We start from the raw sequence: 23,604 nt of genomic DNA on the forward strand, positions 1-23,604 counted from the left end.
CCGCCTTAAGAAAGGCTTAGACAGCGGCTTGACTTCGGTTGCCGAAGTTACGAAACCGCAGGCAGATCAGAGAATTCAATCCTTCGGCAAACAATCGGCCGGCTGGTGCGATCACTCCGCCGCCCGGAGTGCCGGCTCCGCCGGAGCCTGGGCCAGACGCTCGATCAGCCGCGCACGCTCGCCCGCCGCCTTGTCGGCGCTGGCCTGTCGGACATGGCCGTAGCCGCGGATCAGCGCCGGCACGGAGGCCAGAGCCGTCGCGGCCTCCACCCTGCCAGGCGCCAGCGCGCCGGCGATGAGGTCGAGATCGGCCTCATACTCTCTCAGCAGCTGCCGCTCCATGCGCCGCTCGGCCGTGTAGCCGAAAAGGTCGAAGGCGGTTCCGCGCAGGCCCTTCATCGCCGCCAGCAGCCGAAAGCCCTTCATCATCCACGGGCCGAAGCTCGATTTGCGGGGCTTGCCGTCATTGCCGCGCCGCCCAAGGATCGGCGGCGCAAGGTGGAATTCAAGCTTGTCATAGCTCTGGAACTGCTGGGCGAGGTCGGCGGCGAAGGTGCCGTCGGTGTAGAGGCGCGCCACCTCATACTCGTCCTTGATCGCCATCAGCTTGAAGAGGTTTTTGGCGACGGCTTCGGTCACCGCGGTCGAGCCGGGCACGGCCTTGGCTTCGGCGACGCCCAATGTCGCCACACGGTCGGCGTAGCGCTTGGCGTAGGCGGCGTTCTGATAGGCGGTGAGGAAGGCGACGCGGCGGGCGATGACATCGTCCAGAGTCTCGGCGGGTTTCGACGCCGGCTTGCCGGTTTGGGCGACCAGGCCGCGCACGAAGTCGGGCTGGTGCGCCGCACGACGGCCCCAGCGGAAGGCCGCGATATTCATCGCTACCGCTTCGCCGTTCAATTCTATCGCCTTTTCAACGGCTTCGGCCGAAAGCGGCAGGCCGCCATGCTGGAAGGCGAAGCCCAGCATGAACATGTTGGCGCCGAGCGAATTGCCGAACAGAGCGCTCGCCGTGCGGGTGGCGTCGAAGAAATGCGCCTTGTCGTCGCCGGCAGCCGCCCGGATCGCCTTCTTCAGCCGCTCGACCGGCAGCGAGAAGTCGGCGGAACGGGTGAACTCGCCGGGCATGATCTCGGCGGTGTTGGCGAGGAAGATCGTATGGCCCTCGCGCACTGCGCCCAGCACCTTCTTGGCGCCGGAGACGACGAGATCGCAGCCGAGCACAAGGTCGGCCTTGCCCGCCGAAACGCGGATGGCGTGGATGTCGTCGGGTGTCGGGGCGATGCGGACATGGGTAAAGACCGAGCCGCCCTTCTGGGCAAGGCCCGCCATGTCGATCATGCCGCAGCCCTTGCCTTCGAGATGCGCCGCCATGCCGAGCACCGCGCCGATGGTGACGACGCCGGTGCCGCCGACCCCGTCGATAATCGCCGCCCAGCCCTGGTTGCCCATGCGGAACTCAGCCGGCGCCGGCACGCCGTCGAGAGGATCGGCCCTGCCGGCAATGCCTTCAGCTTTCCTGATCTTGCCGCCATGTACGGTGACGAAAGACGGGCAGAAACCGTTGAGGCAGGAGAAATCCTTGTTGCAACTCGACTGGTCGATCCGGCGCTTGCGGCCGAATTCGGTCTCGACCGGCTGGATGGAGACGCAGTTCGACCGCACGCCGCAATCGCCGCAGCCTTCGCAGACCAGTTCGTTGATGAAGACGCGCTTGTCCGGATCGGGGAAGGTGCCGCGCTTGCGGCGCCGGCGTTTCTCGGCGGCACAGGTCTGATCGTAGATGAGAACGGAAACGCCTTTGAGCCCACGCAACTCGCGCTGGACGAGATCGAGGTCGTCGCGGTGATGGATGCTGATGCCGGCCGGGAAATCGGCCTTGCCGGCATATTTGTCGGGCTCGTCGGTGACGACGGCGATGCGCTCGACGCCCTCGGCGCGCACCTGTCTCGCGATCATGTCGACGGTCAGGCCGCCCTCATGCGGCTGACCGCCGGTCATCGCCACCGCATCGTTGTAGAGGATCTTGTAGGTGATGTTGGCGCCGGAGGACAGCGCGAAGCGGATCGCCAGCACGCCGGAGTGGTTGTAGGTGCCGTCGCCGAGATTCTGGAAGATGTGGTCGCGCTTCGAGAACGGCGCCTGTCCGACCCATTGCGCGCCCTCGCCGCCCATGGCGGTGAAGCCGACCGTGTTCCTGTCCATCCACAGCGCCATGAAATGGCAGCCTATGCCGGCGGCGGCGATCGAGCCGTCCGGTATCTTGGTGGATGAATTGTGCGGGCAGCCCGAGCAGAAGAAAGGCGTGCGCGAGCCGATATCGACGGCGTCGGCAAGCATCGCCTGGAACTGGCGCAGCTTCGCCAGCCGCGCGGCGATCTCTTCCGACGGGCCGATGGTGCGCAGGATCCGCTCGCCGAGCGCGATGGCAATCTCGTTCGGGTCGAGCGCGCCCTTGGCCGGGAATAGCCAATCGCCGCGCTCGTCCTTCTTGCCGACGATCACCGGCTGGATGGCGGTGCCGTAGAGGTTCTCGCGCAGCTGCACCTCGATCAGCGAGCGTTTTTCCTCGACGACAACGATGGTGTCGAGGCCGCGGGCGAACTCGGCGATATGCTGGAAATCCAGCGGCCAGGGACAGCCGACCTTGAACAGGCGGATGCCGATGCGGTTGGCGCCCTGTTCGTCGACACCGATATCCTCCAGCGCCTGGCGAACGTCGAGATAGCTCTTGCCGATGGTGATGATGCCGAGCTTGGGGTTGCGGCCGCCGGAGTAGACGATGCGGTTCAGCCCATTGGCGTGGATGAAGGCGGAAGCGGCGGCGCGCTTATATTCATGCAGCCGCTCTTCCTGGCCGAGCATGTCGATCTCATGGCGGATGTTGAGGCCGCCCGGCGGCATGTCGAACTCGGGAATGACGATGCCGAGACGCTCGATCGAGGCGTCGACCGAGGCGGTCGATTCGATGTTGTCCTTGACGCATTTGATCGCCGCCCAGGTGCCGGCGAAGCGCGACATGGCAAAGCCGTAAAGGCCGTAGTCGATGATCTCCTGGACGCCGGCCGGATTGAGAATCGGCACCATAGTATCGACGAAGAGGAATTCGGTGGCATGCGCATTGGTCGAGGATTCGGCCATATGGTCGTCGCCCATCAGAGCGAGCACGCCGCCATTTCTCGACGAGCCGGCAAGATTGGCGTGGCGGAAGACGTCGCCGGAACGGTCGACGCCCGGCCCCTTGCCGTACCAGACGGAAAAGACCCCGTCATGCGTGCCCTCGCCCAGCAATTCGGTCTGCTGAGAACCCCAGCATGCGGTGGCGGCGAGTTCCTCGTTGAGGCCGGGCTGGAAGACGATATCGGCGGCCGCAAGCTGCTTCTTGGCCCGCCACAGCTGCATGTCGAGGCCGCCCAGCGGCGAGCCGCGATAGCCGGAGACGAAGCCCGCCGTGTTGAGGCCGGCCCGGCGGTCGCGCTCGCGCTGCATCAGAAGCATGCGCACGACCGCCTGCGCGCCGGACAGGAAGATGCGCTCCTTGCCAAGGTCGAACTTGTCGTCGAGCGCGACGTCGTGCAGCGTCATCAGGTATTTCCTCTGCGGAGGCGCCTCAAATCAGGCAGCCAACGTCGGAGTGGGACGCCGCAGTCTTTCTTCCCTTGGCGGTGAGGTCAAACAAAATCGCAGAGGCCAAATAACACGCAACAAACGGTCTGGCGAGTGGCAAGCCCCGCACGCAAGAGCATGCTAACCGCTTCCGGAGGAACAAAAATTTCGCCCGGGTGTCCGCGTTTCACGTCGCTTTCGAGCAATCCGGCTTCTGCGCATCGGGCAGCCTGCCGTCAGAATGGCCGGCAAGGTCCGGGTTGAGCTCGTATTTCGGGCCGATCACCAATGGCCGGTCCGGCAGCATGGTCTGATCCTCCGACGAGGTCATGGTGGTGTCGATGCTTTGCAGCAATGTGCCGCTCGCATCCTCGATGCGGATCGAGACTTTGTAGGGCTTGTCCTTGACCACGCAGGAGAGCGGCGGACTGGTCAGCGTGATATGGGGCAGCTTCGGCCAGATCTTCTGGTTGACGACGAGCGGGTCGCCGCCGGCCGGGTTCTGGAAGCTCACGACCGCGACCTGGCCGTCGACCATCGGGCGCAGCGGCTTCAGCGTGATGACATAGGTGGCGATGGCGAGCCGGTAATTGAACTCGAACAGCTTGCCGGAGATGGCAAAGAGCTGGTCGTTGCCGGTGTCGCGGCAGGCGCCGAGCGTGACAGCGGCGACCAGGGCGGCGCCAAGGACGATCGAATGCGACAATTTCCTAAACATTGGGAGCCTCCCTCGCCGCTGTACGGCGGCGGTAATAGCGGTTTGCCTTCTGGCGGTTGCCGCAAACGGCCATGTCGCACCAGAGGCGGCTGGCGTTGCGGCTGCGGTCGACAAACAGCCAGTTGCAATTGGGACATATCCGGAGCCGCGCCACCGTTTCGTCGCGCAACAGCGACAGCGCCGAGACGGCCAAAGCCGCCTCGAAGGCGATCGGCGTTTGCGGATCGCCGAAAGGCTGGCCCGGCGTCCCGATCTCGGTCGCGCTGCCGGACAGCCCGCTGGCGCAGGCCGTGAGGAAGTCCGGCAGGTGGCTGGTCGCCACCGCGCCATTCGACACGGCATGGCGAAACAGGCGATCGGTCGCCTCGCGGATCGAGATGACGATCGGTTTTATCTCGCCCGGTTCCGGCGCCTGCAGCCGCCGGCCGCCGAGCTCGGCGGCGCGAAAGCTGCTCGCCGCCTCGGCGAAGCGGGCGATCTCGGCCGGGTCGTCGAAACGGTCGAAGGACTTTTCCGGGTCGTTGCGCAGCACGACGGTGTTCGCCGTATCGAGCGCAAGGATGCCGCCGGTGAAGCGGTGTGGAGTCCAGGATACCGTCATGACAGAAATCTAACCGATAAAACGTGTTTGACAAGTTAGATTCCGAATGCAACGGTCCGGATGGAGGTCAGGGTGCAGGACCCGAGGACGCCGCATGCTCTATTTTTTCCAGCAGGTGCTGAACGGGCTGCATTCGGGCGCGCTCTATGCGCTGCTCGCCTTCGGCTATGTGCTGACCAACGGCATCCTGCATCGCACGAACCTGGCTTACGGCGCGCTGTTCGCCTTCTGCGGCCAGACGATGATCCTGACCGCCGCCTTCGGCTATCAGGCGCTGTGGCTGACGCTCGCCGCCGCGGTGACGCTCGGGGTGGCCGCGGCCATTCTCTATGCGGCGCTGATCAGTCACGTCCTGTCGCGCAGTGTCTTCGAGAGGCTCGCCGATCGCTCGCCCAACGCCATCGTGGTGACGACGCTCGGCATTCTCGTCTTCCTGTCGGAGGCGAGCCGCATCGCCGCCGACACGCATGACCTGTGGCTGCCGCCGATGCTCGCCAATCCCGTCACCTTTGCCCAGGGTAACGGCTTCAAGGTCACGCTCACCGTCATCCAGTTGCTCGACTGCGCGGGTGTCATCGCGGTGGTGGCGCTGGCGGCCTGGCTGTTTTCCCATTCGCGCTTCGGCCGCGCCTGGCGCGCCGTCTCCGACGATCCGAAAGCGGCGGCGATGTGCGGCGTCGATGTCACCGCCGTGTTCCGCCGCGCCGTGCTGTTCGGCGGCTTTTGCGCCGCCTTGGCCGGCGTCCTTGCCGGCGTCTATTACGGCAATGTCTCCTTTGGCACCGGACTGGTCTACGGTCTCAAAATCCTGTTCGTGACGGCGGTCGGCGGTTATCTGTCGCCGCTCAAGGCAGCGCTTGGCGCCGCGGCCTTCGGCATGGCGGAATCGCTCTGGGCCGGCTATTTCCCGCTCGAATGGCGCGACGCCTGGATCTATCTCTTCCTCGTCGTCATGCTGGTGCTGATCGGCGCCGGGCGCGACCAGGCCAAGATCGCCTAAGCTCCCAGACTTTCGTTGCATGACGTTGCGTCACACGGCGGCATTCCGCCTTTGCGCGGCTTACCGATCGGTTTGCCGCGGCTTTGTCATGTTGACCTGCCGGGCCACGCACTGCATATCGTTGGGCCAAGCGGCGCGACGCCGGAGGGGAATCGGGCGCACCGCATGGCACTTTGAGTCTATGCATCGCGCTTTCCGAAAATCGAACGTGATTTTCGGGCTGATGCACGAGGGAGGACTATGCATGGCAGGGCTGCTCGCTCTATCCAGGACGATCGACCGCATCAACGAGTTCATCGGCCGCTGGGTCTCGTGGCTGATCCTGCTCGCGATCCTGGTGAGCGCCGGCAATGCCGTCATCCGCAAGGTGTTCGACACCTCCTCCAACGCTTGGCTGGAGCTGCAATGGTACCTGTTCGGCGCCGCCTTCATGCTGGCCGCCGCCTACACGCTGAAGCAGAACGACCATATCCGCATTGACATCGTCTACGGCATGTTCTCGCGCCGCGTGCAGCACCGGATCGACCTCTTCGGCCATCTCTTTTTCCTGATGCCCTTCGTCGTGCTGATGGTGATCTATTTCGTACCTTACGTGTCGCTGTCCTTTCGCAGCGGCGAGATGTCGACCAATGCCGGCGGGCTGATCGTCTGGCCGGCCAAGGCCATCCTGCTCGTCGGCTTCTTCCTGCTCGCGCTGCAAGGGGTTTCCGAGATCATCAAGAAGATCGCCATCATGCGCGGCGACATGGACGACCCCACCCCCTTCATCTCGGCGCATGAGCAGGCCGAGCTCGAGGCCAAGGCGCTGGCCGAGGAAGCCAAGGCGCTCGCGGGCGAGGTCCGCTCATGATCGAATTCATCGCGCAGAACATGGCGCCGATCATGTTCGCGTCGCTGATCATCTTCCTGTTGATCGGCTACCCCGTCGCTTTCTCGCTCGCCGCCAACGGCCTGCTGTTCTTCTTCATCGGCGTGCTGGTCTCGCCCTACTCCGGCGGGTCGATCAACCTCGCCTGGCCGCTGCTGCACGCGCTGCCGGACAATTTCTACGGCACCAGGGTGATGTCCAACGACACGCTGCTGGCGATCCCCTTCTTCACCTTCATGGGCATCGTGCTTGAACGATCAGGCATGGCCGAGGACCTGCTCGACACGATCGGCCAGTTGTTCGGGCCGATCCGCGGCGGGCTTGCCTATGCGGTGATCTTCGTCGGCGCGCTGCTTGCCGCAACGACCGGCGTGGTGGCGGCCTCCGTCATCGCCATGGGCCTGATCTCGCTGCCGATCATGCTGCGCTACGGCTATGACCGCAGGGTGGCTTCCGGCGTCATCGCCGCGTCCGGCACCCTCGCCCAGATCATCCCGCCGTCGCTGGTGCTGATCGTGCTCGCCGACCAGCTGGGACGCTCGGTCGGCGACATGTACGCCGGCGCGTTGATCCCCGGCCTCGTGCTGACCGGCATCTACATGCTCTACATCCTGATCATGTCGATCGTCCGGCCGAAATCGATGCCGGCGCTGCCGCTCGAAGCCCGCACGCTCGGTCACGGCGTGTTGTCGCTGATCGTGGCGCTGCTGGTCACCGGCGCCATCTCCTACGGCGCCTATCGCTACCTTGCCCCGACGCGGGGCGACAATGCCGACATCCTCGGTTTCGCCGTCGGCGTCATCGTCATCTATGTGGTCGCCATCCTCGACCAGCGCCTGCGTATCAACATGATGTCGAAACTGGCGCAACAGGTCGTGATCGTGCTGATCCCGCCGCTGGCGCTGATCTTCCTGGTGCTGGGCACGATCTTCCTCGGCATCGCCACGCCGACCGAAGGCGGCGCCATGGGCGCCGTCGGCGCGCTCATCATGGCGGCGATGAAGGGCCGCTTGACGAGGGACGTCATCAACCAGGCCCTGGCCTCGACAACCAGGCTTTCCTCATTCGTGCTGTTCATCCTGATCGGTGCACGCGTCTTTTCGCTCACCTTCTACGGCGTCAACGGCCATGTCTGGGTCGAGCATCTGTTGACCTCGCTTCCCGGCGGCGAGACCGGCTTCCTGATCGGCGTCAACATCCTGGTCTTCGTGCTTGCCTTCTTCCTCGATTTCTTCGAGCTTGCCTTCATCATCGTGCCGCTCCTGGCGCCGGCCGCCGACAAGCTCGGCATCGACCTGATCTGGTTCGGCGTGCTGCTCGGCGTCAACATGCAGACCAGCTTCATGCATCCGCCCTTCGGCTTCGCGCTGTTCTACCTGCGCTCGGTCGCGGCCCGCGTGCCCTATCTCGACAGGATCACAGGCAAGCAGATCGCGCCGGTCAGCACCGGGCAGATCTATTGGGGCGCCGTGCCGTTCGTTTGTATCCAGGTGATCATGATCGGGCTCACCATCGCCTTCCCGCAGATGGTCATGCGCTACAAGGGCGCCGCGGTGGAGCCCAGCACCATCGACCTCAAGCTGCCGGACATGCCGTCGCTGTCGCCGCTCGGCACAGCCCCGGCGAACAACAACGGCGCGGCGCCGGCCAATGGCGGCGCCCCGGCGGCTCCCGGCACGCCCGACCTGTCGCAGCCGCCGAGCTTCGGCGATGCGCCGGCCAAGCCGGCGGCGCCGGCGCCCGACCTTTCTAAGCCGCCGAGTTTCAATTGAGGTGACCGCGTCATGAGAGCCGTCCGGCTGGAAGCAATCGGCAGCATCGCGCTTCGCGAGGTGGACAAGCCTTCGCCGGGACCGGAGGATGTTCTGGTGCGCATCGAGGCCTGCGGCGTCTGCGGCACCGACCGGCACCTTTTCCATGGCGAGTTTCCCTGCGCGCCGCCGGTGACGCTCGGCCATGAATTCTCCGGCATCGTCGAAGCGATCGGCCAGGCGGTGTCGGGCATTGCCATCGGCGACCGCGTCACCGGCGATCCGAACATCGCCTGCGGGCGCTGCGCCCATTGCCATGCCGGCCGCGTCAATCTCTGCAGCAATCTGAGCGCCATCGGCATCCACCGCGACGGCGGTTTCGCCGACTATGTGCTGATGCCGCACAAGCAAGCCTTCCGGCTGCCCCCAGACCTCAAGCCGACGCATGGCGCTTTCTGCGAGCCGCTCGCCTGCTGCCTGCACGGCGTCGACCTTGCCGCGATCCGGCCGGGCGCGTCGGTGGTGGTGCTGGGCGGCGGCGTCATCGGCCTGCTCGTCGTGCAGCTGGCCAAGCTCGCTGGCGCAGCGATCATCATCCTGTCGACCCGGCAGGCTTCGCGCCGCGCGCTCGCCGCGGAGCTCGGCGCGACCGCGACAATCGACCCAAGCACCGTCGACCCGATCGCGGCCGTCGCCGGGCCGAACGGCCTGGCCCCCGGCGGCGTCGACGTGGTGCTGGAATGCGCCGGCGTGCGCGACACGGTCGAGCAATCGATGCGGATGGCAAAGGCGGGCGGCACGGTTGTGATCGTCGGCGTCGTGCCGCAAGGCATGAAGGTGGAAATCGAGCCGTTCGATCTTTTGTTTCGCGAACTGAAGGTGCTCGGCTCCTTCCTCAATCCGTTCACGCATGCAAGGGCGGCGCAGCTGATCGCCTCCGGCGCGATCGAGGTCGACCGACTGATCTCAAGGCGAGTGAGCCTGGAGGAGGCGCCCGACGTAATCGCCAACCCGCCGGCGCCGGGTGAGGTCAAGGTGCTGGTGGTGCCGGGCCAAGGCTGACCCACGGCCCTTTGCCTTGAAACGTTGGCGATTGGCGAAACCGCCGATGACGGCGCCCCTCTCCCCGTCCCTATGCGGGAGAGGGTGCCGGCAGGCAGGTGAGGGGCGGCGCCGACGTCGGATGTGTAAGGTGAGACCCAGATCGCGGCTCTAGGCGATTCAATCGCCGAAGCTGGCGCTGCCCCTCATTCCCCTGCCGGGACCTTCTCCCCGTATAGTGACGGGGAGAAGGGGCTAATCTTCCTACAGTTTGCCGTTGCGCTGCTGCACCATCATGAAGGTGTCGTAGTTGTATTCGGCGATCTGGGCCCAGAGATAGTGCTCCTTGCGGAACGCCTTGATCGATTCCCAGATCTTCTTGAACGGCGCGTTGTTGGATTCCATCTCGGCATAGACCTCGTTGGCCTTCTCGAAACAGGCGGCCATGATCTCCTGGCTGAACGGCCTGAGCTTGGCGCCGCCAGCCACCAGCCGCCGCACCGCCGGCGGATTCACATAGTCGTATTTCTGCAGCATGTTGGCGTCCGCGGCCTGCGCCGCGGTGCGCACCAGCGATTTGTAAGTCGGCGAAAGTTCTTCGTATTTCGCCTTGTTGAACAAGAGATGAACGGTCGGGCCGCCTTCCCACCAGCCGGGATAGTAGTAATAGGGCGCGACCTTGTAGAAGCCGAGCTTCTCGTCATCATAGGGTCCGACCCATTCGGCGGCGTCGATGGTGCCCTTTTCCAGCGCCGGGTAGATGTCGCCGCCGGCAATCTGCTGCGGCACCACGCCGAGCCTCTCGACGACCTTACCGGCAAAGCCGCCGATGCGCATCTTGAGACCCGACAGATCGGCGACGCTGTTGATTTCCTTGCGGAACCAGCCGCCCATCTGGACGCCGGTGTTGCCGCCGGGCAGGCCGAACAACCCTTGTGCCCCAAGGAATTCGTTGAACAGGTCGATGCCGCCGCCATGGTAATGCCAGGCGTTCATGCCACGCGCGTTGAGCGAGAAGGGGACGGCGGCGCCGAGAGCCCAGGTGGGATCCTTGCCCCAGTAATAATAGGCCACGGTGTGGGCCGCTTCGACGGTGCCGGCAGCGGCGGCATCGGCCGCCTGCAGGCCGGGCACCAGTTCGCCCGACGCGAAGACCTGGATCTGGAAATTGCCGTCGGTCGCTTCGGATAGCATCTTGGAGAAGACTTCGGCGCCGCCATAGATCGTGTCGAGCGACTTCGGGAAGGACGACGCCAGCCGCCAGGTCACTTTCGGATTGGACTGGGCAATGGCCGGCGTGGCGAGTGCCGCGGCCGCTGCGGCTGCGCCCACGCCGGAGGCGCCGGCCTTGCGAATGAATGAACGACGATCCATTAAGTTTCCTCCCTGCGGATCAGCTGACCGATGCCGGGACATCCTCTATGCCCGGGCCGGTTGGGGAGAAACATACACAGGCAAGAAGTCGAGTCCAGCGCTGCGGGCCAAGGTTGCAGCCATTCAGCGGCCCACTGCAACTATAGTCTAACATTCTCTTGTCTGGCCCATGCGAGGCGGCGAAACTTGCCATGGAAAAGCCGCGACGGATCGCTTATTTTATAGGCAGAACAATTCCTTGGCCTGATGGAAACCAAACCCAAAATGCAGCAGCCGCTCGTCGCAGTCTCGTCCGACGTCCGCCAGTTCGACAACTACACCTGGCATGCAGCACCCCAGCAATATCTGGAAGCGGCGGTCACTGGCGCCGGCGTGTTCCCGCTGCTGGTGCCGTCCTTCCGCGACCGGCTCGACCTCGACGAATTGCTGTCGTCTGTCGATGGCGTCATGCTGACGGGTTCGAAGTCCAACGTCCATCCCTCGCTTTACGACGGCGACCCGAGCGAGGCCAACGGCCCTTACGATCCGGCGCGCGACGCCACAACGCTGCCGCTGGTCCGTAAGGCGCTCGAGCGCGGCGTGCCGCTGCTTGCCATCTGCCGCGGTATCCAGGAGCTGAACGTTGCGCTCGGCGGCACGCTGGGCACCGAAATCCAGGAGCGCGAAGGCTCGCTCGACCATCGCGCGCCGGTGAGCGACAATCAGGATGAGCGCTTCGCTATCCACCAGACGATCTCGATCAAGCCGGGGAGTTGCCTTGCCGGCGTGTTCGGTGCCGGCGAGATCAAGGTGAATTCGCTGCACCGACAGGGAATCGATCGGCTCGGCTCGAAACTGCAAATCGAGGCTTTGGCCACCGACGGCACGATCGAAGCGGTCTCGGTCAAGGATGCGCGGGCCTTCGCGGTCGGCGTGCAGTGGCACCCTGAATACTGGGTGAAGTCGGACAGCAATTCCGCCAAGATCTTCAAGGCCTTCGGCGATGCCGTGCGGCTGCACGCGGCGGCGAAAACGGGCGCCCGCGCCGCGGCGGAATAAACATTCCCTTTAAATTCAGTTCTCGCTGTCGCTGTTCAACGCCAGCAGCGGCGCGGCCGGGGCGTAGGATTCGTAGCCGTCGCCATCGGCAACACCGAAGGTGACGATCGGATCGACGCCGTTCTCGCTGAAAGCGACCGGGCCGTCCGCCTGCTCGCGCCAGAATTTAACCCGCTTGATGCCGGGCATCAGCTTGCGGCAGCCCGGAGCGATGTCGAGACGCGACAGGCCGTCGGAGACCGGAGCTCCCCGCTGTACTGCGCAGGCGGCTTCATCGCAATTGGCCGTCAATCGATAGCTGCTCGACGAGGCGGTCTCGACAGCCGTGCCCTGGCCCTCGCCGTCATAGAGGACATGCGCCCCCCGAACAACGCAACCAACCCGGCAACCAGCTTCACGCCGCTTCTCCACACTCAAGCAGTATGGAAATCATTTCAGAGAGTTAAGTGAGTTAATGAGGCTGTTGAAGCCTTAACAAATGTGGCGAAAGCGCCTGGAGCGGTTCAACCTTCCATGGACGGAACACCCGTTTGAAAGCTTCCCTCGAATTGCTCTAGCTGTGCGCCTTGACGTTGAGCGTCTCCGGCACCGGCGTCAGCGGCCGGCGCTCGGTGAACCAGGCGACGAGATTGTCGACGCAGAGATCGGCCATGGCGCGGCGGGTGTGGACCGACGCCGAGCCGACATGCGGCAGAAGCGAGGCGTTGGGCGCGTCGAGCAGGGACTGCGGCACCTTCGGCTCGTCGGCAAAGACGTCGAGCCCGGCGGCGGCGATGGCACCGCTCTTAAGAGCGCCGGCCAGCGCTGCCTCGTCCACCGTCGAGCCGCGGCCGATATTGACCAAGACGCCGTTCGAGCCCAGCGCCGACAGGACCTCGGCGTTGATCGCCTTCTCGGTGGAGGCGCCGCCCGGGGCAATGCAGATCAGCGTGTCGACGGCTTCGGCAAGCCCCTTCAAAGTGGCATGATATTCGTAAGCCAGGCCTTCGACCTTGCGGCGGTTGTGATAGGCGATCGGCAAGCCGAAGGCTTCGATGCGGCGGGCGACGGCACGGCCGATGCGGCCCATGCCGAAAATGCCGACGCTGCGGCCGCGCAAGGTAAGCCGGCTCAGGCGATAATTGCCCTTCTCCACCCAGTCGCCATCGCGCAGCCATTTCTCGGCGGCATAGAGCTCGCGCACGGTGTTGATCAAAAGACCAATAGCGGTGTCGGCGACCTCCTCGGTCAAAACGTCGGGCGTGTTGGTGACCATGACGCCGCGCTTGGCCGCGTGATTGGCGTCGACCGAATCGTAGCCGACGCCGAAACTGGCGATGATCTCGAGATTGGGCAGCGCGTCGATCATTGCCGCGCTGATGCCTGCGTAGGAAGCAATGCCGCGCACCGTCGCGCGCATCTCGTCCGTGACCAGCGCAGGGTCGGCGCGTTCGATCCGCACAAGCTTGAACGCCTTGTCGATGCGGCCGACGGCATGGTCGTTGAAATCGCCCGGCACCAGGATGGCGACCGACAATTTTCCTTCGGCCCTGGTCATGCACGCTCCACCGGCTTGCCGGTCGACTGCCGCACATGCAGCTCCGGCTTGATCAGCTCCTGCGAGGGCCGCACCGCCTGTCCGTTCAATTTGTCGAGCAGGGCGCTCGCGGCGCGGCGGCCGACCTCGCGCTGACCGTTCCAGACCGTGGTCAGGGCCGGTGTCGCGATTGCCGCCTCCTCGAGATCGTCATAGCCGGTCACGGAGATATCGACGCCCGGCACGAGGCCGGCGCGGGCGATGCCGTTCATCAGCCCGATCGCGACCAGGTCGTTCCAGCAGCAGGCGGCGGTGGGCTTGTCCTTCAGCGCCAGAAACTGTCCCGCAGCCTCGAACCCTGCCTGCTTGGTGCGCGGCCCGGGAATGCGCCAGGACGGCTTCACCTCCAGGCCGGCCGTCTCCATCGCGTTGAGATAGCCCTGGTAGCGGTCTCGGCCGGTCGAGGTCTGGTCGGTGCCGCCGACCATGGCGATGCGCTTGTGGCCGAGCGAGATCAGGTGGTTGGTGGCAAGCGCGGTGCCATAAGCATCGTCGCCGCGGAACACCGGCACGTCGGCGCCGGCGACGGTGCGCGCGATCAGCACCGCCGGCAGGCCGTTCTCCTCGGCCATGATGATGTCCTTGGCCGGCGTGCCGATGGCCGGCGACATGATGACGCCGTCGGCGCCAAGCTGCAGCAGCGTGTCGATGAAGGTGCGCTGCTTTTCCAACTGGTCGTAATGGTTGGAGAGAATGAAGGTCTGGCGGCTGCGGTCGAGCTCGCTTTCGATCGAGCGCAGGATCTCGGCGAAGAAGGGGTTCATGATGTCGTGCACGACGACGCCGACAATGCCGGAGCGCGAGGTGCGCAACGAGGCGGCGCGGCGGTTGTAGATATAGCCGATGACGCGGGCATGCTCCTTGATGCGCTCGCGCGTGGAGCCTGCGACCAGCGGGCTGTCGCGCAGCGCCAGCGATACCGTTGCCGTGGAGACGCCGAGCGCATCCGCGATCGTCGAAAGCTTGATCTTCTGTGCCAGCGCCCTTCGCTCCCCAGGGTCTTTAAATTGTTTAAATTCGGCCTTATGCCATCGATCGGGAGCAAATCAAAGTTTTTTCGCCAGCGCCTCGGCCTCGGTGTCGAGCGAGGCGGAGTTGCGGACGCGAAGCCGGTGCTCGCGGTGGATGATGTAGAGCCCGCTCGCAACGATGATCACAGCGCCCAGCAAGGTCCAGCGGTCGGGGAATTGGTGGAAGATCAGCCAGCCGGAGATGATCATCCACACCATCTGCGAATAGGGGAAAGGCGCCAACTGCGTCGTGGTTGCCAGGCGATAGGCCCGGACCAGCAGATAGTGGCTGCCGGCGCCGAAGACGCCCAGCATCAAGACGACGAACCATTGAAAGCCGCCGTGGGGCAGCGCGGGCGCGAAGGCAAGCATCGGGGCCAGCAGCACCGACGGCGCCAGCGCCGAGAACAATATCAGGCTCTCGGATGTCTCCGTCGAGGACATGCGCCGCGTCATGATGACGTAAAAGCTGTTCGACAGCATCGAGCCCAGCGCGAAGAGATGGCCAATACCGAACACGCCGACGCCGGGCCTAGTGATGATGAGCACGCCGACAAAGCCGGTGAGGATCGCGAGCCAGCGCCGCCAGCCGGCCCATTCGCCGAGCAGCGGGCCGGCAAGGGCGGTGATGACCATCGGGCCGAAGAAATAGATCGAGGTGGTCTCGGCGAGCTGCAGCGTCCTCAGCGCCAGGATGTTGAACATGGTCGAGCCGAAAAGCATGCAGCCGCGCAATATATGCGCCGGCAGGTTGTTGGCGCGAAAACGCGCCGGCTCGCGCCAGCCGCGCAGGAAGAGGCCGACCAGCAGGACATGGACCGCGAAGCGGGCCCAGGCGACGATCAGCGCCGAGACGCCGGCCAGCACCAGATATTTGCTGGAGGTGTCAAGAAAGGTGAAGCAGACATAGACGCAGAGCATCAGAAGCATCGCCGCGGGCGGCGTTGCGCTGTCTTCGTTGTTTTTGGGAATGCTCAAGGTCGGGCCGAAGGAAGATAGACGTTACCCTTCTGCGGCAATCGCCGCTTGCCAGCAAGCCAAAAGCGACTGGCCCAACAAGCGCTTCGGACAGGCTTAGAGCGGATTGCCGTCGGCGATTGGCTTGAACGGTTCTCGCGGGTCGTCATCCACGGGCGGAGCAGGGAGCGAAGCGACGCGGCGCAGACCCGAGGATCCATGCCGTTACATCGACGCTCCACCAACGGTGCAAATTCTGCTCCGTTGCAAACTTCGGCGAAGGTCACGGCATGGATCCTTGGGTCTTCGCTCCGCTTCGCGTCGCTACGCCCAAGGATGACGAAGTTGGCGAGGTAGCTGCCAATCTCGAACGTTCAAGATGGTATAAAATCAGCCATGCATGCGAGCGCCCTTGGTGATCTTGTCGACGAGCTTTTTCTCGCCGCGCATAGCGATCCCGACGACCCTGGCATCGTCCGGCGCGAATTCGGCGAAGACGGCGCGGTTGGCGAGGTCGTGCCCGGTCGAAAACATCTCCTCGATATAGGCGGACGTCGTGACGCCGCGCTCCAATGCCCGGCGATGGATCGTGCCCAGCGTCGCGGCGTCGGCCGACAGGACGATGACCGGCTGGATCGACATCGGGTTGTAGCGGTTGCCGGCGCGGTCGCGATACGGCTCGCCGATGATCTCGGGGAACTGCGCGACGATGCCGCTGGTCAGGAACGCGGTGACGTTGAGCTTCTGCCACACCGGCAGATCCTCTCTGAGGACAATTGCAATTTTCGTATCGAACACCAAGATTGAGACTCCGAAATGGCCCATGACGGGCGGAACAAGGCGATGGCGCAGGCTCTAGGCGCGGAAGCGCAGGAAGGTCTTGAACGTTCGTGCGCGGATGCGGCCGATGGCGATCGCATCGTTTCGGCGCTGGGCGGGCTTGGCCTCGAACGCATCGAAGCTCGATTCCGCGGCAACGCCTTCGAGCTCCACCGGCACGACACCTACGCGATCGGCGTGACCTTGCATGGCGTGCAGCGCTTCCATTATCGCGGCGCGCTGCAACACAGCCTGCCGGGCAAGGTGATCGTGCTGCACCCCGACGAATTGCACGATGGCGGCGCCGGAACGGAAGACGGGCTGCGCTACCGGATCCTTTACCTGGAGCCGTCCCTGCTGCTCGACTGCCTTGATGGCGAAGCGCTGCCTTTCGTGCGCGACGCCGTGGTCGACGATCCGGCGCTGCGGGACACGCTGCTCTCGGCGCTGGGGCCGCTGGACGAAGAACTCGGCGACCTTTTCGTGGCGGATTTCGTTGCGCAACTGGCGCAACAGCTGAAACGCCATTCCGGACAGCCGGCAAAATCCACGGGCAAGACCGCATGGCGGGCGGCGGCGCTTGCCCGCGACTATCTGGAGGAGAATGCCGAACGGGCGGTGCATTCCGATGAGCTGGAGGCCGTTACCGGCCTCGACCGCTACGCGCTGTCGCGCCATTTTCGCGCCACTTATTCGACCAGCCCGCATCGCTTCCTGTTGATGCGCCGGCTGCAAAAGGCGCGGCGCATGATCGCCGAGGGCGAGCCACTGGCGGAAATCGCCGCCGGCGCCGGCTTCAGCGACCAGAGCCATTTCAACCGCCATTTCAAGAAGGCATTCGGCATGACACCGGGGCGCTGGGCGGCGCTGGTGCGCGACGCGTAGCGTCGTCGCTCAAGGGCGAGGCGTCCGGTGATGGCGTTCAGGCGCGATGCGCAGCATCGTCGCCGTTCCGCTAAACCGGCGATGCTTTGGTCCGCGGTTGCGCGACGATGCTGCGCATCGCGCTTGCGTTACTCGAGACGACGCCTGCGCGTCGCTCATTAATGGAAACGTTCTCGCGTTGCGCGACCATGCTACGCATCGCGCGTCTGTCACCAACGTCTCGCGGCTGAGCGATGACGCTGCGCGTCACGCCTCATCCAACTCCGCGTCGTCGTCGATCAGCACCAGATCTTCGTTCGACAGATTGGCCTCAATGCGGGCCAGCAGCTTGAACAGCGCCTTCTGGTCCTTCTTGTCGAGGCCCCTCAGCGCCTGTTTCTCGGTCTTCTTGACCGACTTCTCAATGGCGCGAATGGTTTCACGGCCGGATTCGGTGAGGAAGATATGGGCTTGGCGGGCATCGGCGTTGGAGGCGCGCTTTTCGAGGAAACCCTGCGCCTGCAGCCGGTTAATGGTCTTGGTGATGGTCGGCGGGCGCACGCCGAGCTTGCCGGCGAGATTGCCGGGGGTCTGGCCGTCCTCGCGGTCGAGCGCCAGCATGATCTGGTCCTGGCCGGCGTAAAAACCATGCGCCAGAAGCCGCGCCGCCAGCGCCGTGCGCGCCAGCCTTGCCGCCGAATGCAGCCGGCTCATTGTCGCTGTCTTGTCCGCCTTGGCCATGGCCATTCCCTCTTCGGCCGAACCGACGCGTCCAGCATAGAGGCTGCCCGACGGTTGGCAAATGACGATCTCTAGAATCCGGCTTGCGGAACGCTTTGCCGGCAAGCATTGCGGTGCCCGCGCAGGTGATGCCAGATGTTTATTTCAGTTAGATGACAAACGACTTTTGCGCCGGCGAGATTCACCGCGAACGCTGGTGAAGGCCATTGGGCGCCCGTGCGGGTCTTGCGTCTGGCCTGCCTCAGCCGCCGCTGACCCGCGCTTGGCGCCATCCCGCTTAAAGGGTCCGCCTGGCCCATCGGTTTGGCGGGTGCAAAAGCGCGGCACCCATCCTATATGAGGCCGACAATCCAGGATTTTCGAGCCAAGACTTTCGAGGCAAACCATGAGCGATGCACAGACGCAAATTCCCGTAACCGTTCTCACCGGCTATCTCGGCGCGGGCAAGACGACGCTACTCAACCGCATCCTGTCGGAGAACCACGGCAAGCGCTACGCCGTCATCGTCAACGAGTTCGGCGAGATCGGGATCGACAACGACCTGATCGTCGAATCCGACGAGGAAATCTACGAGATGAACAATGGCTGCGTGTGCTGCACGGTGCGCGGCGACCTGATCCGCGTCGTCGAGGGCCTGATGAAACGCCCTGGCCGCTTCGACGCCATCGTCGTCGAGACCACGGGTCTTGCCGATCCGGTGCCGGTGGCGCAGACCTTCTTCATGGACGACGACGTGCGCACCAAGACCAAGCTCGATGCGGTAGTGGCGCTGGTCGACGCCAAGCACCTGCCGCTGCGCTTGAAGGATTCCAAGGAAGCCGAGGACCAGATCGCCTTTGCCGACGTGGTGGTTCTGAACAAGACCGACCTCGTCACTCCGGAAGAGCTGGAAAAAGTCGAGGCAACGATCCGCGCCATCAACCCGGCCGCCAAAATCCATCGCACACAGCGTTCCGGCGTGCCGCTCACCGAAGTGCTCGACCGCGGCGCTTTCGACCTGTCGCGCGCGCTGGAAAACGATCCGCATTTCCTCGACGCGCACGACCACGATCATGACCACCATGATCACGACCACCACGATCATGACGGTCACGACCACCATCATCACGTCCACCCGTCCGACATCCATGACGTGACGGTGAAGTCGGTGTCGCTGCGCGGCGGCGAGATGGACCCGAAGAAGTTCTTTCCCTGGATCGAGAAGGTGACCCAGATGGAGGGACCCAACATCCTGCGGCTAAAGGGCATCATTGCGCTCAAGGGCGACGAGGACCGCTATGTGCTGCAGGGCGTGCACATGATCCTCGAGGGCGATCACCAGCGCGCCTGGAAGGACGGCGAAAAACATGAGAGCCGGCTGGTCTTCATCGGCCGCGATCTGGACGCCGAGCGGCTCAGGAAGAGTTTTGAAGCCTGCCAGGCAGCTTGATTCCGCGCCTTCTTCCTTCTCCCCTTGTTGGAGAAGGTGGATCGGCGCGCAGCGCCGAGATGGTTGAGGGGTGTTCCAGCGGAGTGAGACGACGGCGTTCCCTGGAACACCCCTCATCCGACCTCGCTTCGCGAGGCCACCTTCTCCCACAAGGGGAGAAGGGAGAACCGCACGCCAGCGCCGCTTCCCGCATAGCGATTCCAAGCATGGGTTGAGACCTGCGGCTCGACCCCTTATGGGAATGGCAGAAATCTCGAATGGACCAATCTATAATGCCCACAGTCGCCCCGCTTGATCTCGAAGGCCATTGCGTCGCCGCCGTCATTCTCAACGAGGTGCCGCATTTCGCTTTGGCTGACGGCACGATCCACCGGCTCGACAATGGGTATAAGACCGCGCAGGCCAATGACGGCCTGCTCGCCGCCTTCCACGACGCGGCGAAGGACCGGCTGATCACCGGCGGCGAGGACGGCAAGGTGTTTGCCGTGAAGGCCGGCGGCGAGGTGAGCGAACTGGCCAGCGCCGGCAGGAAATGGGTGACCAGCGTCACTGCCGGACCGCAGGGCGCGGTCGCCTATGCTTCGGGCAAGACCGCCTTCGTGCGTTTCGCCGACGGCAAGATCGAGGAATTTGCCCATCCGCGTTCGGTGGAAGGGCTCGCCTTCTCGCCCAAGGGCATGCGCTTCGGCGTCGCCCGCTACAATGGCGCGACACTGCATTTCCCGGCCGCCGAAGGCAAACCGGTGGAACTCGAATGGGCCGGCGCTCATACCGGCATCACCTTTTCGCCGGACGGCGCCTTTCTGGTCACCACCATGCAGGAAAACGCGCTGCATGGCTGGAAGCTCGCCGACGGCAAGCACATGCGCATGAGCGGCTATCCCGGCAAGGTGAAGAGCCTGTCCTGGAGCGTGAAGGGCAAATGGCTGGCGAGTTCCGGCGCGCCGGCGGCGATCGTGTGGCCGTTCGCCAGCAAAGACGGACCAATGGGCAAGGCGCCGCTGGAGCTCGGCACGCGCGGCAACACCATGGTGACCTGCGTCGTCTGCCATCCGAGCCAGGACGTCGTGGCCATCGGCTACGAAGACGGCATGGTGATCGCGGCGCGCTTCGCCGACGCCAAGGAAGTGCTGCTGCGCCGCCCCGGCAAGGGCGCCATCACGTCGATGATGTGGGACAAGGAAGAACGCCGCGTCGTGTTCGGCAGCGCCGCCGGCGATTGCGGCGTGATCGATATCACGGCTTAAGGGGAGTAAGGCAGTAGGGCAGTAAGGGAGTAGGGAAATAGCGCTTGAAAGCCACCCTACTGCCCTACTGCCCTACTGCCCTACTGCCCTACTGCCCTACTGCCCTACTGCCCTACTGCCTACCGTCTGAGGGGACTTCATGCATTCAATCCACCGGACTTCCATCGGCGGCATCGAGATCGCCCGAATCGCCGAATTGCGCGAAGCAGAAGCGGTCGCCTTCCGCAAGGCGCGGCCGAAATCCGAGGCGAAGCTGGGCAACGGCATTGCCGGCTTCCTCGGCGGTGTGCCGATGCACTGGATGACGGACTGGCCGACGCCGTTCCCGATCCTGGTCGACGGCGCCAAGGGCGCCACCATCACCGACATCGACGGCAACAAACTCGACGATTTCTGCCTCGGCGATACCGGCTCGATGCTCGGCCATTCGCCGCCAGCTGTCGCCCGCGCCATCCGCCGGCAAGCTGCCCGGGGTCTGACCTACATGCTGCCCAGCGAGGACGCGCTGGCGATCGGCCAGCTTTTGCAGCAGCGCTTCGGCCTGCCCTACTGGCAGATCGCAACCACTGCCACCGACGCCAACCGCTTCGCGCTGCGAGTCGCCCGCGCGGTGACCGGGCGCGAGAAGATTCTGGTCTTCAACGGCTGCTATCATGGCTCGGTCGACGAGACGATGGTGCGTCTGATCGACGGCAAACCGGTGAACCGGCCTGGGCTGGCCGGCGAATTCCGCGACCTGACGCGAGCAACGAAGATCGTCGAGTTCAACGATATTGCCGCATTGGAAGCAGCGCTGGCTGACCGCGACGTCGCCTGCGTCATCACCGAGCCGGTGCTGACCAATTCCTGCATGGTGCTGCCGGAACCCGGCTTCCACGACGCGCTGCGGCGCCTGACCCGTGCGGCCGGCACGCTGCTTCTGATCGACGAAACGCACACCATTTCGACCGGCCCCGGCGGCTATACGCGCAAGCACGGGCTGGAGCCGGACCTGTTCGTGCTCGGCAAGCCGGTAGCCGGTGGCGTGCCGGCAAGCATCTGGGGCATGAGCGAAGAGGTCGCCACGCGTTACGCCGCCTACAACCGGGCGAAGGAGCCCGGCTATTCCGGCATGGGCACGACGCTGTCGGCCAACCCCCTGCAATTCGCGGCGATGCGCGCGACGCTGGAAGAGGTGATGACCGAGGACGCCTACGCCCATATGGACCGGCTGGCGCGCCGGCTCGATGCGGGGCTCTCCGCCGTCATCCAGCGAAACAAGCTGCCCTGGCATGTCGCACGGGTCGGCGCCCGCGTCGAGTTCATCTGCGCGCCCGGACCGCTTGGGAACGGCGGCGAAGCGGAGAAGGCGCATGCGCCGGAGCTCGAAGCCGCCATCCATGTCGCGCTGGTCAATCGCGGCGTGCTGATCGCGCCGTTCCACAACATGATGCTGATCTCACCGGCAACGACTTCGGCGCAGGTGAGCCGACTGATCGCCGCCTTCGCCGCGGTTGCGGGCAAGCTTGCGGCGTGAGAAAAGCGGCGATGGACAATCTGAACGCCGCTACCACCTCTCCTTCCGGCTCGACTCCCGCCGAGGCGAAGGCGTTTCTCGACGCGCATCCCGAGATCGAGGCGTTCGACATCGTGCTCACCGACGCCAACGGAATCGGTCGCGGTAAGATCGTGCGCCGGCACGAGCTGATGGGCATTTTCGAGAACGGCCGGCACCTGCCGATCTCGATCCTCGGCCTCGACATCACCGGCGAGGATGTGCACGAAACCGGGCTGGTGTGGGACACCGGCGACGGCGATCTCAGGGCATGGCCGATCCCCGGCACGCTTGTGCCGCTCTTCGGCACCAAGCCGTCGCGCGGCCAGGTGCTGATGTCGATGCACCATCTCGACGGCCAGCCGATGACCTCCGACCCGCGGCTGGTGCTGGCAAGGCAGGTGGAATTGCTGGCGGCGCGCGGCCTGCATCCGGCGGGCGCTTTCGAGCTTGAGTTTTTCCTGCTGTCCAACGAGCGCGATGCGGATGGCAAGGTTCAGCCTGCCCGCGCGGTGCTCGACGGCCGCCGCTCGGCCAAGACCGAGGTCTATTCAGTCGACCATCTGCATGGCATGGAGCCGCTGTTTTCCGACATCTACGCCGCAGCCAAGGCGCAAGGCATTCCGGCCGAAACCGTGATTTCCGAATACGCGCCCGGCCAATACGAGCTGACGCTGAACTACCGCAAGGACGTAATGCGGGCGGCCGACGACCTCGTGATGCTGAAGCGGCTGGTCAGGGCGCAGGCGCGCCGGCACGGTGTCACCGCCTGCTTCATGGCCAAGCCCATCGAGGCCTATGCCGGCTCCGGCATGCATTTCCACGTCTCGCTGCAGGACGATGCCGGCCACAATGTCTTCACCGAGGGCGCCGGCGAGAAATGGTCGCCAAAGCTGCTCAACGCGCTTGGCGGCCTGATCCACACCATGGCGGAATCGATGCTGGTGTTTGCGCCGCACGCCAACTCATGGCGCCGCTTCGTCTCGCAATCCTACGCGCCCGTGGCGCCCAGTTGGGGCGTCAACAACCGCTCGGTGGCGCTGCGTGTACCGGCGGGCGACGCCAAGAACCGCCGCATCGAGCATCGGCCGTCGGGCGTTGACGCCAACCCCTACCTTGTCGCCGCAACGGTTCTGGCCGGGATCGTCAAAGGCCTGGATGAGGGTCTGGACTCTGGCCCCGAGACGACCGGCAACGGCTACGAGCAGGCAGCGGAGAAGTCGAGCATGCCGGCCGACTGGCGCGCTGCGATCGAGGCGGCCAGAGGCTCCGATTTCCTGAAATCGGCGCTCGGCCCCGACCTGCACCGGACCTTCGTGGCGATCAAGCAGGCTGAATATCTGCGCGTCGCGCGGACCGTCAGCGAGTTGGACTATCATCTCTACCTGCACGAGGTTTGAGGCAGCGCCCAGCAGGCGGGACGATCACGT

General features: G+C 64.7%; 19 protein-coding genes and 1 pseudogene. 10 read left to right on the forward strand and 10 right to left on the reverse strand.

The features are described 5' to 3' along the window. Positions 1-111 precede the first annotated feature (111 nt). From LB553_RS06655 to LB553_RS06665, 3 genes and pseudogenes are all read right to left on the reverse strand, one after another. Positions 112-3,597 (reverse strand): annotated as a pseudogene (locus LB553_RS06655) (indolepyruvate ferredoxin oxidoreductase family protein); the annotation flags it as partial. A 196-nt stretch (positions 3,598-3,793) separates the two neighbouring features. Further along, complete coding sequence (locus LB553_RS06660; RefSeq protein ID WP_224511731.1) at positions 3,794-4,324, reverse strand: hypothetical protein; 531 nt, start codon at positions 4,322-4,324, stop codon at positions 3,794-3,796. After that, positions 4,317-4,925 carry a CGNR zinc finger domain-containing protein gene (locus tag LB553_RS06665; protein ID WP_224511732.1) on the reverse strand — a complete coding sequence of 203 codons (609 nt, stop codon included), beginning with the start codon at positions 4,923-4,925 and terminating at the stop codon, positions 4,317-4,319. Before LB553_RS06665 ends, LB553_RS06660 begins: the two co-directional genes overlap by 8 nt. Before the next feature lie 94 nt (positions 4,926-5,019). On the opposite strand from LB553_RS06665, the gene LB553_RS06670 reads away from it, so the two are divergent. The 4 genes from LB553_RS06670 to LB553_RS06685 all read left to right on the forward strand — a co-directional run bounded on the left by LB553_RS06670 (position 5,020) and on the right by LB553_RS06685 (position 9,606). After that, positions 5,020-5,925, forward strand: a complete 906-nt coding sequence (locus LB553_RS06670) for a branched-chain amino acid ABC transporter permease (RefSeq protein WP_224511733.1) — start codon at positions 5,020-5,022, stop codon at positions 5,923-5,925. A 244-nt stretch (positions 5,926-6,169) separates the two neighbouring features. Beyond that, the gene (locus tag LB553_RS06675) at positions 6,170-6,775 is read left to right on the forward strand and encodes a TRAP transporter small permease subunit (protein WP_224511734.1); all 606 of its coding nucleotides are present in this window, start codon (positions 6,170-6,172) and stop codon (positions 6,773-6,775) included. Continuing rightward, the gene (locus LB553_RS06680) at positions 6,772-8,565 is read left to right on the forward strand and encodes a TRAP transporter large permease (RefSeq protein WP_224511735.1); all 1,794 of its coding nucleotides are present in this window, start codon (positions 6,772-6,774) and stop codon (positions 8,563-8,565) included. The genes LB553_RS06675 and LB553_RS06680 overlap by 4 nt, the downstream gene beginning before the upstream one ends. A gap of 12 nt (positions 8,566-8,577) precedes the next feature. Further along, complete coding sequence (locus LB553_RS06685; RefSeq protein ID WP_224511736.1) at positions 8,578-9,606, forward strand: zinc-dependent alcohol dehydrogenase family protein; 1,029 nt, start codon at positions 8,578-8,580, stop codon at positions 9,604-9,606. 243 nt (positions 9,607-9,849) lie between these two features. Here the strand turns inward: LB553_RS06685 and LB553_RS06690 are convergent, their stop codons facing one another. Next, positions 9,850-10,959: a TRAP transporter substrate-binding protein gene (locus tag LB553_RS06690; protein ID WP_224511737.1), complete on the reverse strand. Its 1,110-nt coding sequence runs from the start codon at positions 10,957-10,959 to the stop codon at positions 9,850-9,852. 264 nt (positions 10,960-11,223) lie between these two features. On the opposite strand from LB553_RS06690, the gene LB553_RS06695 reads away from it, so the two are divergent. Beyond that, complete coding sequence (locus LB553_RS06695) at positions 11,224-11,997, forward strand: gamma-glutamyl-gamma-aminobutyrate hydrolase family protein (protein ID WP_224511738.1); 774 nt, start codon at positions 11,224-11,226, stop codon at positions 11,995-11,997. A gap of 15 nt (positions 11,998-12,012) precedes the next feature. Here the strand turns inward: LB553_RS06695 and LB553_RS06700 are convergent, their stop codons facing one another. The 5 genes from LB553_RS06700 to LB553_RS06720 form a co-directional block, all read right to left on the reverse strand. Continuing rightward, positions 12,013-12,288 carry a hypothetical protein gene (locus LB553_RS06700; protein ID WP_318011480.1) on the reverse strand — a complete coding sequence of 92 codons (276 nt, stop codon included), beginning with the start codon at positions 12,286-12,288 and terminating at the stop codon, positions 12,013-12,015. Positions 12,289-12,550: 262 nt separating this feature from the next. Then, entirely contained in the window at positions 12,551-13,534 is a 984-nt protein-coding gene (locus LB553_RS06705; RefSeq protein WP_224511739.1) for a 2-hydroxyacid dehydrogenase, read from the reverse strand. After that, complete coding sequence (locus LB553_RS06710; RefSeq protein WP_224511869.1) at positions 13,531-14,553, reverse strand: LacI family DNA-binding transcriptional regulator; 1,023 nt, start codon at positions 14,551-14,553, stop codon at positions 13,531-13,533. Before LB553_RS06710 ends, LB553_RS06705 begins: the two co-directional genes overlap by 4 nt. A 66-nt stretch (positions 14,554-14,619) precedes the next feature. After that, entirely contained in the window at positions 14,620-15,504 is an 885-nt protein-coding gene (locus LB553_RS06715) for a DMT family transporter (protein WP_224511870.1), read from the reverse strand. A 426-nt stretch (positions 15,505-15,930) separates the two neighbouring features. Beyond that, positions 15,931-16,338 carry a DUF2000 family protein gene (locus LB553_RS06720; RefSeq protein WP_224511741.1) on the reverse strand — a complete coding sequence of 136 codons (408 nt, stop codon included), beginning with the start codon at positions 16,336-16,338 and terminating at the stop codon, positions 15,931-15,933. 45 nt (positions 16,339-16,383) lie between these two features. Between LB553_RS06720 and LB553_RS06725 the strand changes: the two genes are divergently transcribed. Beyond that, positions 16,384-17,244, forward strand: a complete 861-nt coding sequence (locus tag LB553_RS06725; protein ID WP_224511743.1) for an AraC family transcriptional regulator — start codon at positions 16,384-16,386, stop codon at positions 17,242-17,244. Positions 17,245-17,490: 246 nt separating this feature from the next. On the opposite strand, the gene LB553_RS06730 is transcribed toward LB553_RS06725, so the two are convergent. Next, positions 17,491-17,964, reverse strand: coding sequence for a MarR family winged helix-turn-helix transcriptional regulator (locus LB553_RS06730; RefSeq protein WP_041000249.1), 474 nt, complete (start codon positions 17,962-17,964; stop codon positions 17,491-17,493). A 385-nt stretch (positions 17,965-18,349) separates the two neighbouring features. On the opposite strand from LB553_RS06730, the gene LB553_RS06735 reads away from it, so the two are divergent. The 4 genes from LB553_RS06735 (at position 18,350) to LB553_RS06750 (ending at position 23,574) form a co-directional block, all read left to right on the forward strand. After that, the gene (locus LB553_RS06735; protein ID WP_224511744.1) at positions 18,350-19,393 is read left to right on the forward strand and encodes a CobW family GTP-binding protein; all 1,044 of its coding nucleotides are present in this window, start codon (positions 18,350-18,352) and stop codon (positions 19,391-19,393) included. Positions 19,394-19,665: 272 nt separating this feature from the next. Next, positions 19,666-20,640 carry a WD40 repeat domain-containing protein gene (locus LB553_RS06740; protein ID WP_224511745.1) on the forward strand — a complete coding sequence of 325 codons (975 nt, stop codon included), beginning with the start codon at positions 19,666-19,668 and terminating at the stop codon, positions 20,638-20,640. A gap of 139 nt (positions 20,641-20,779) precedes the next feature. Next, the gene (locus tag LB553_RS06745) at positions 20,780-22,156 is read left to right on the forward strand and encodes an aspartate aminotransferase family protein (RefSeq protein ID WP_224511746.1); all 1,377 of its coding nucleotides are present in this window, start codon (positions 20,780-20,782) and stop codon (positions 22,154-22,156) included. Positions 22,157-22,167: 11 nt separating this feature from the next. Beyond that, positions 22,168-23,574 carry a glutamine synthetase family protein gene (locus LB553_RS06750; RefSeq protein WP_224511747.1) on the forward strand — a complete coding sequence of 469 codons (1,407 nt, stop codon included), beginning with the start codon at positions 22,168-22,170 and terminating at the stop codon, positions 23,572-23,574. Positions 23,575-23,604 lie beyond the last annotated feature (30 nt).

This window comes from Mesorhizobium sp. CA8 (assembly GCF_020164955.1).
Classification (GTDB): domain Bacteria; phylum Pseudomonadota; class Alphaproteobacteria; order Rhizobiales; family Rhizobiaceae; genus Mesorhizobium.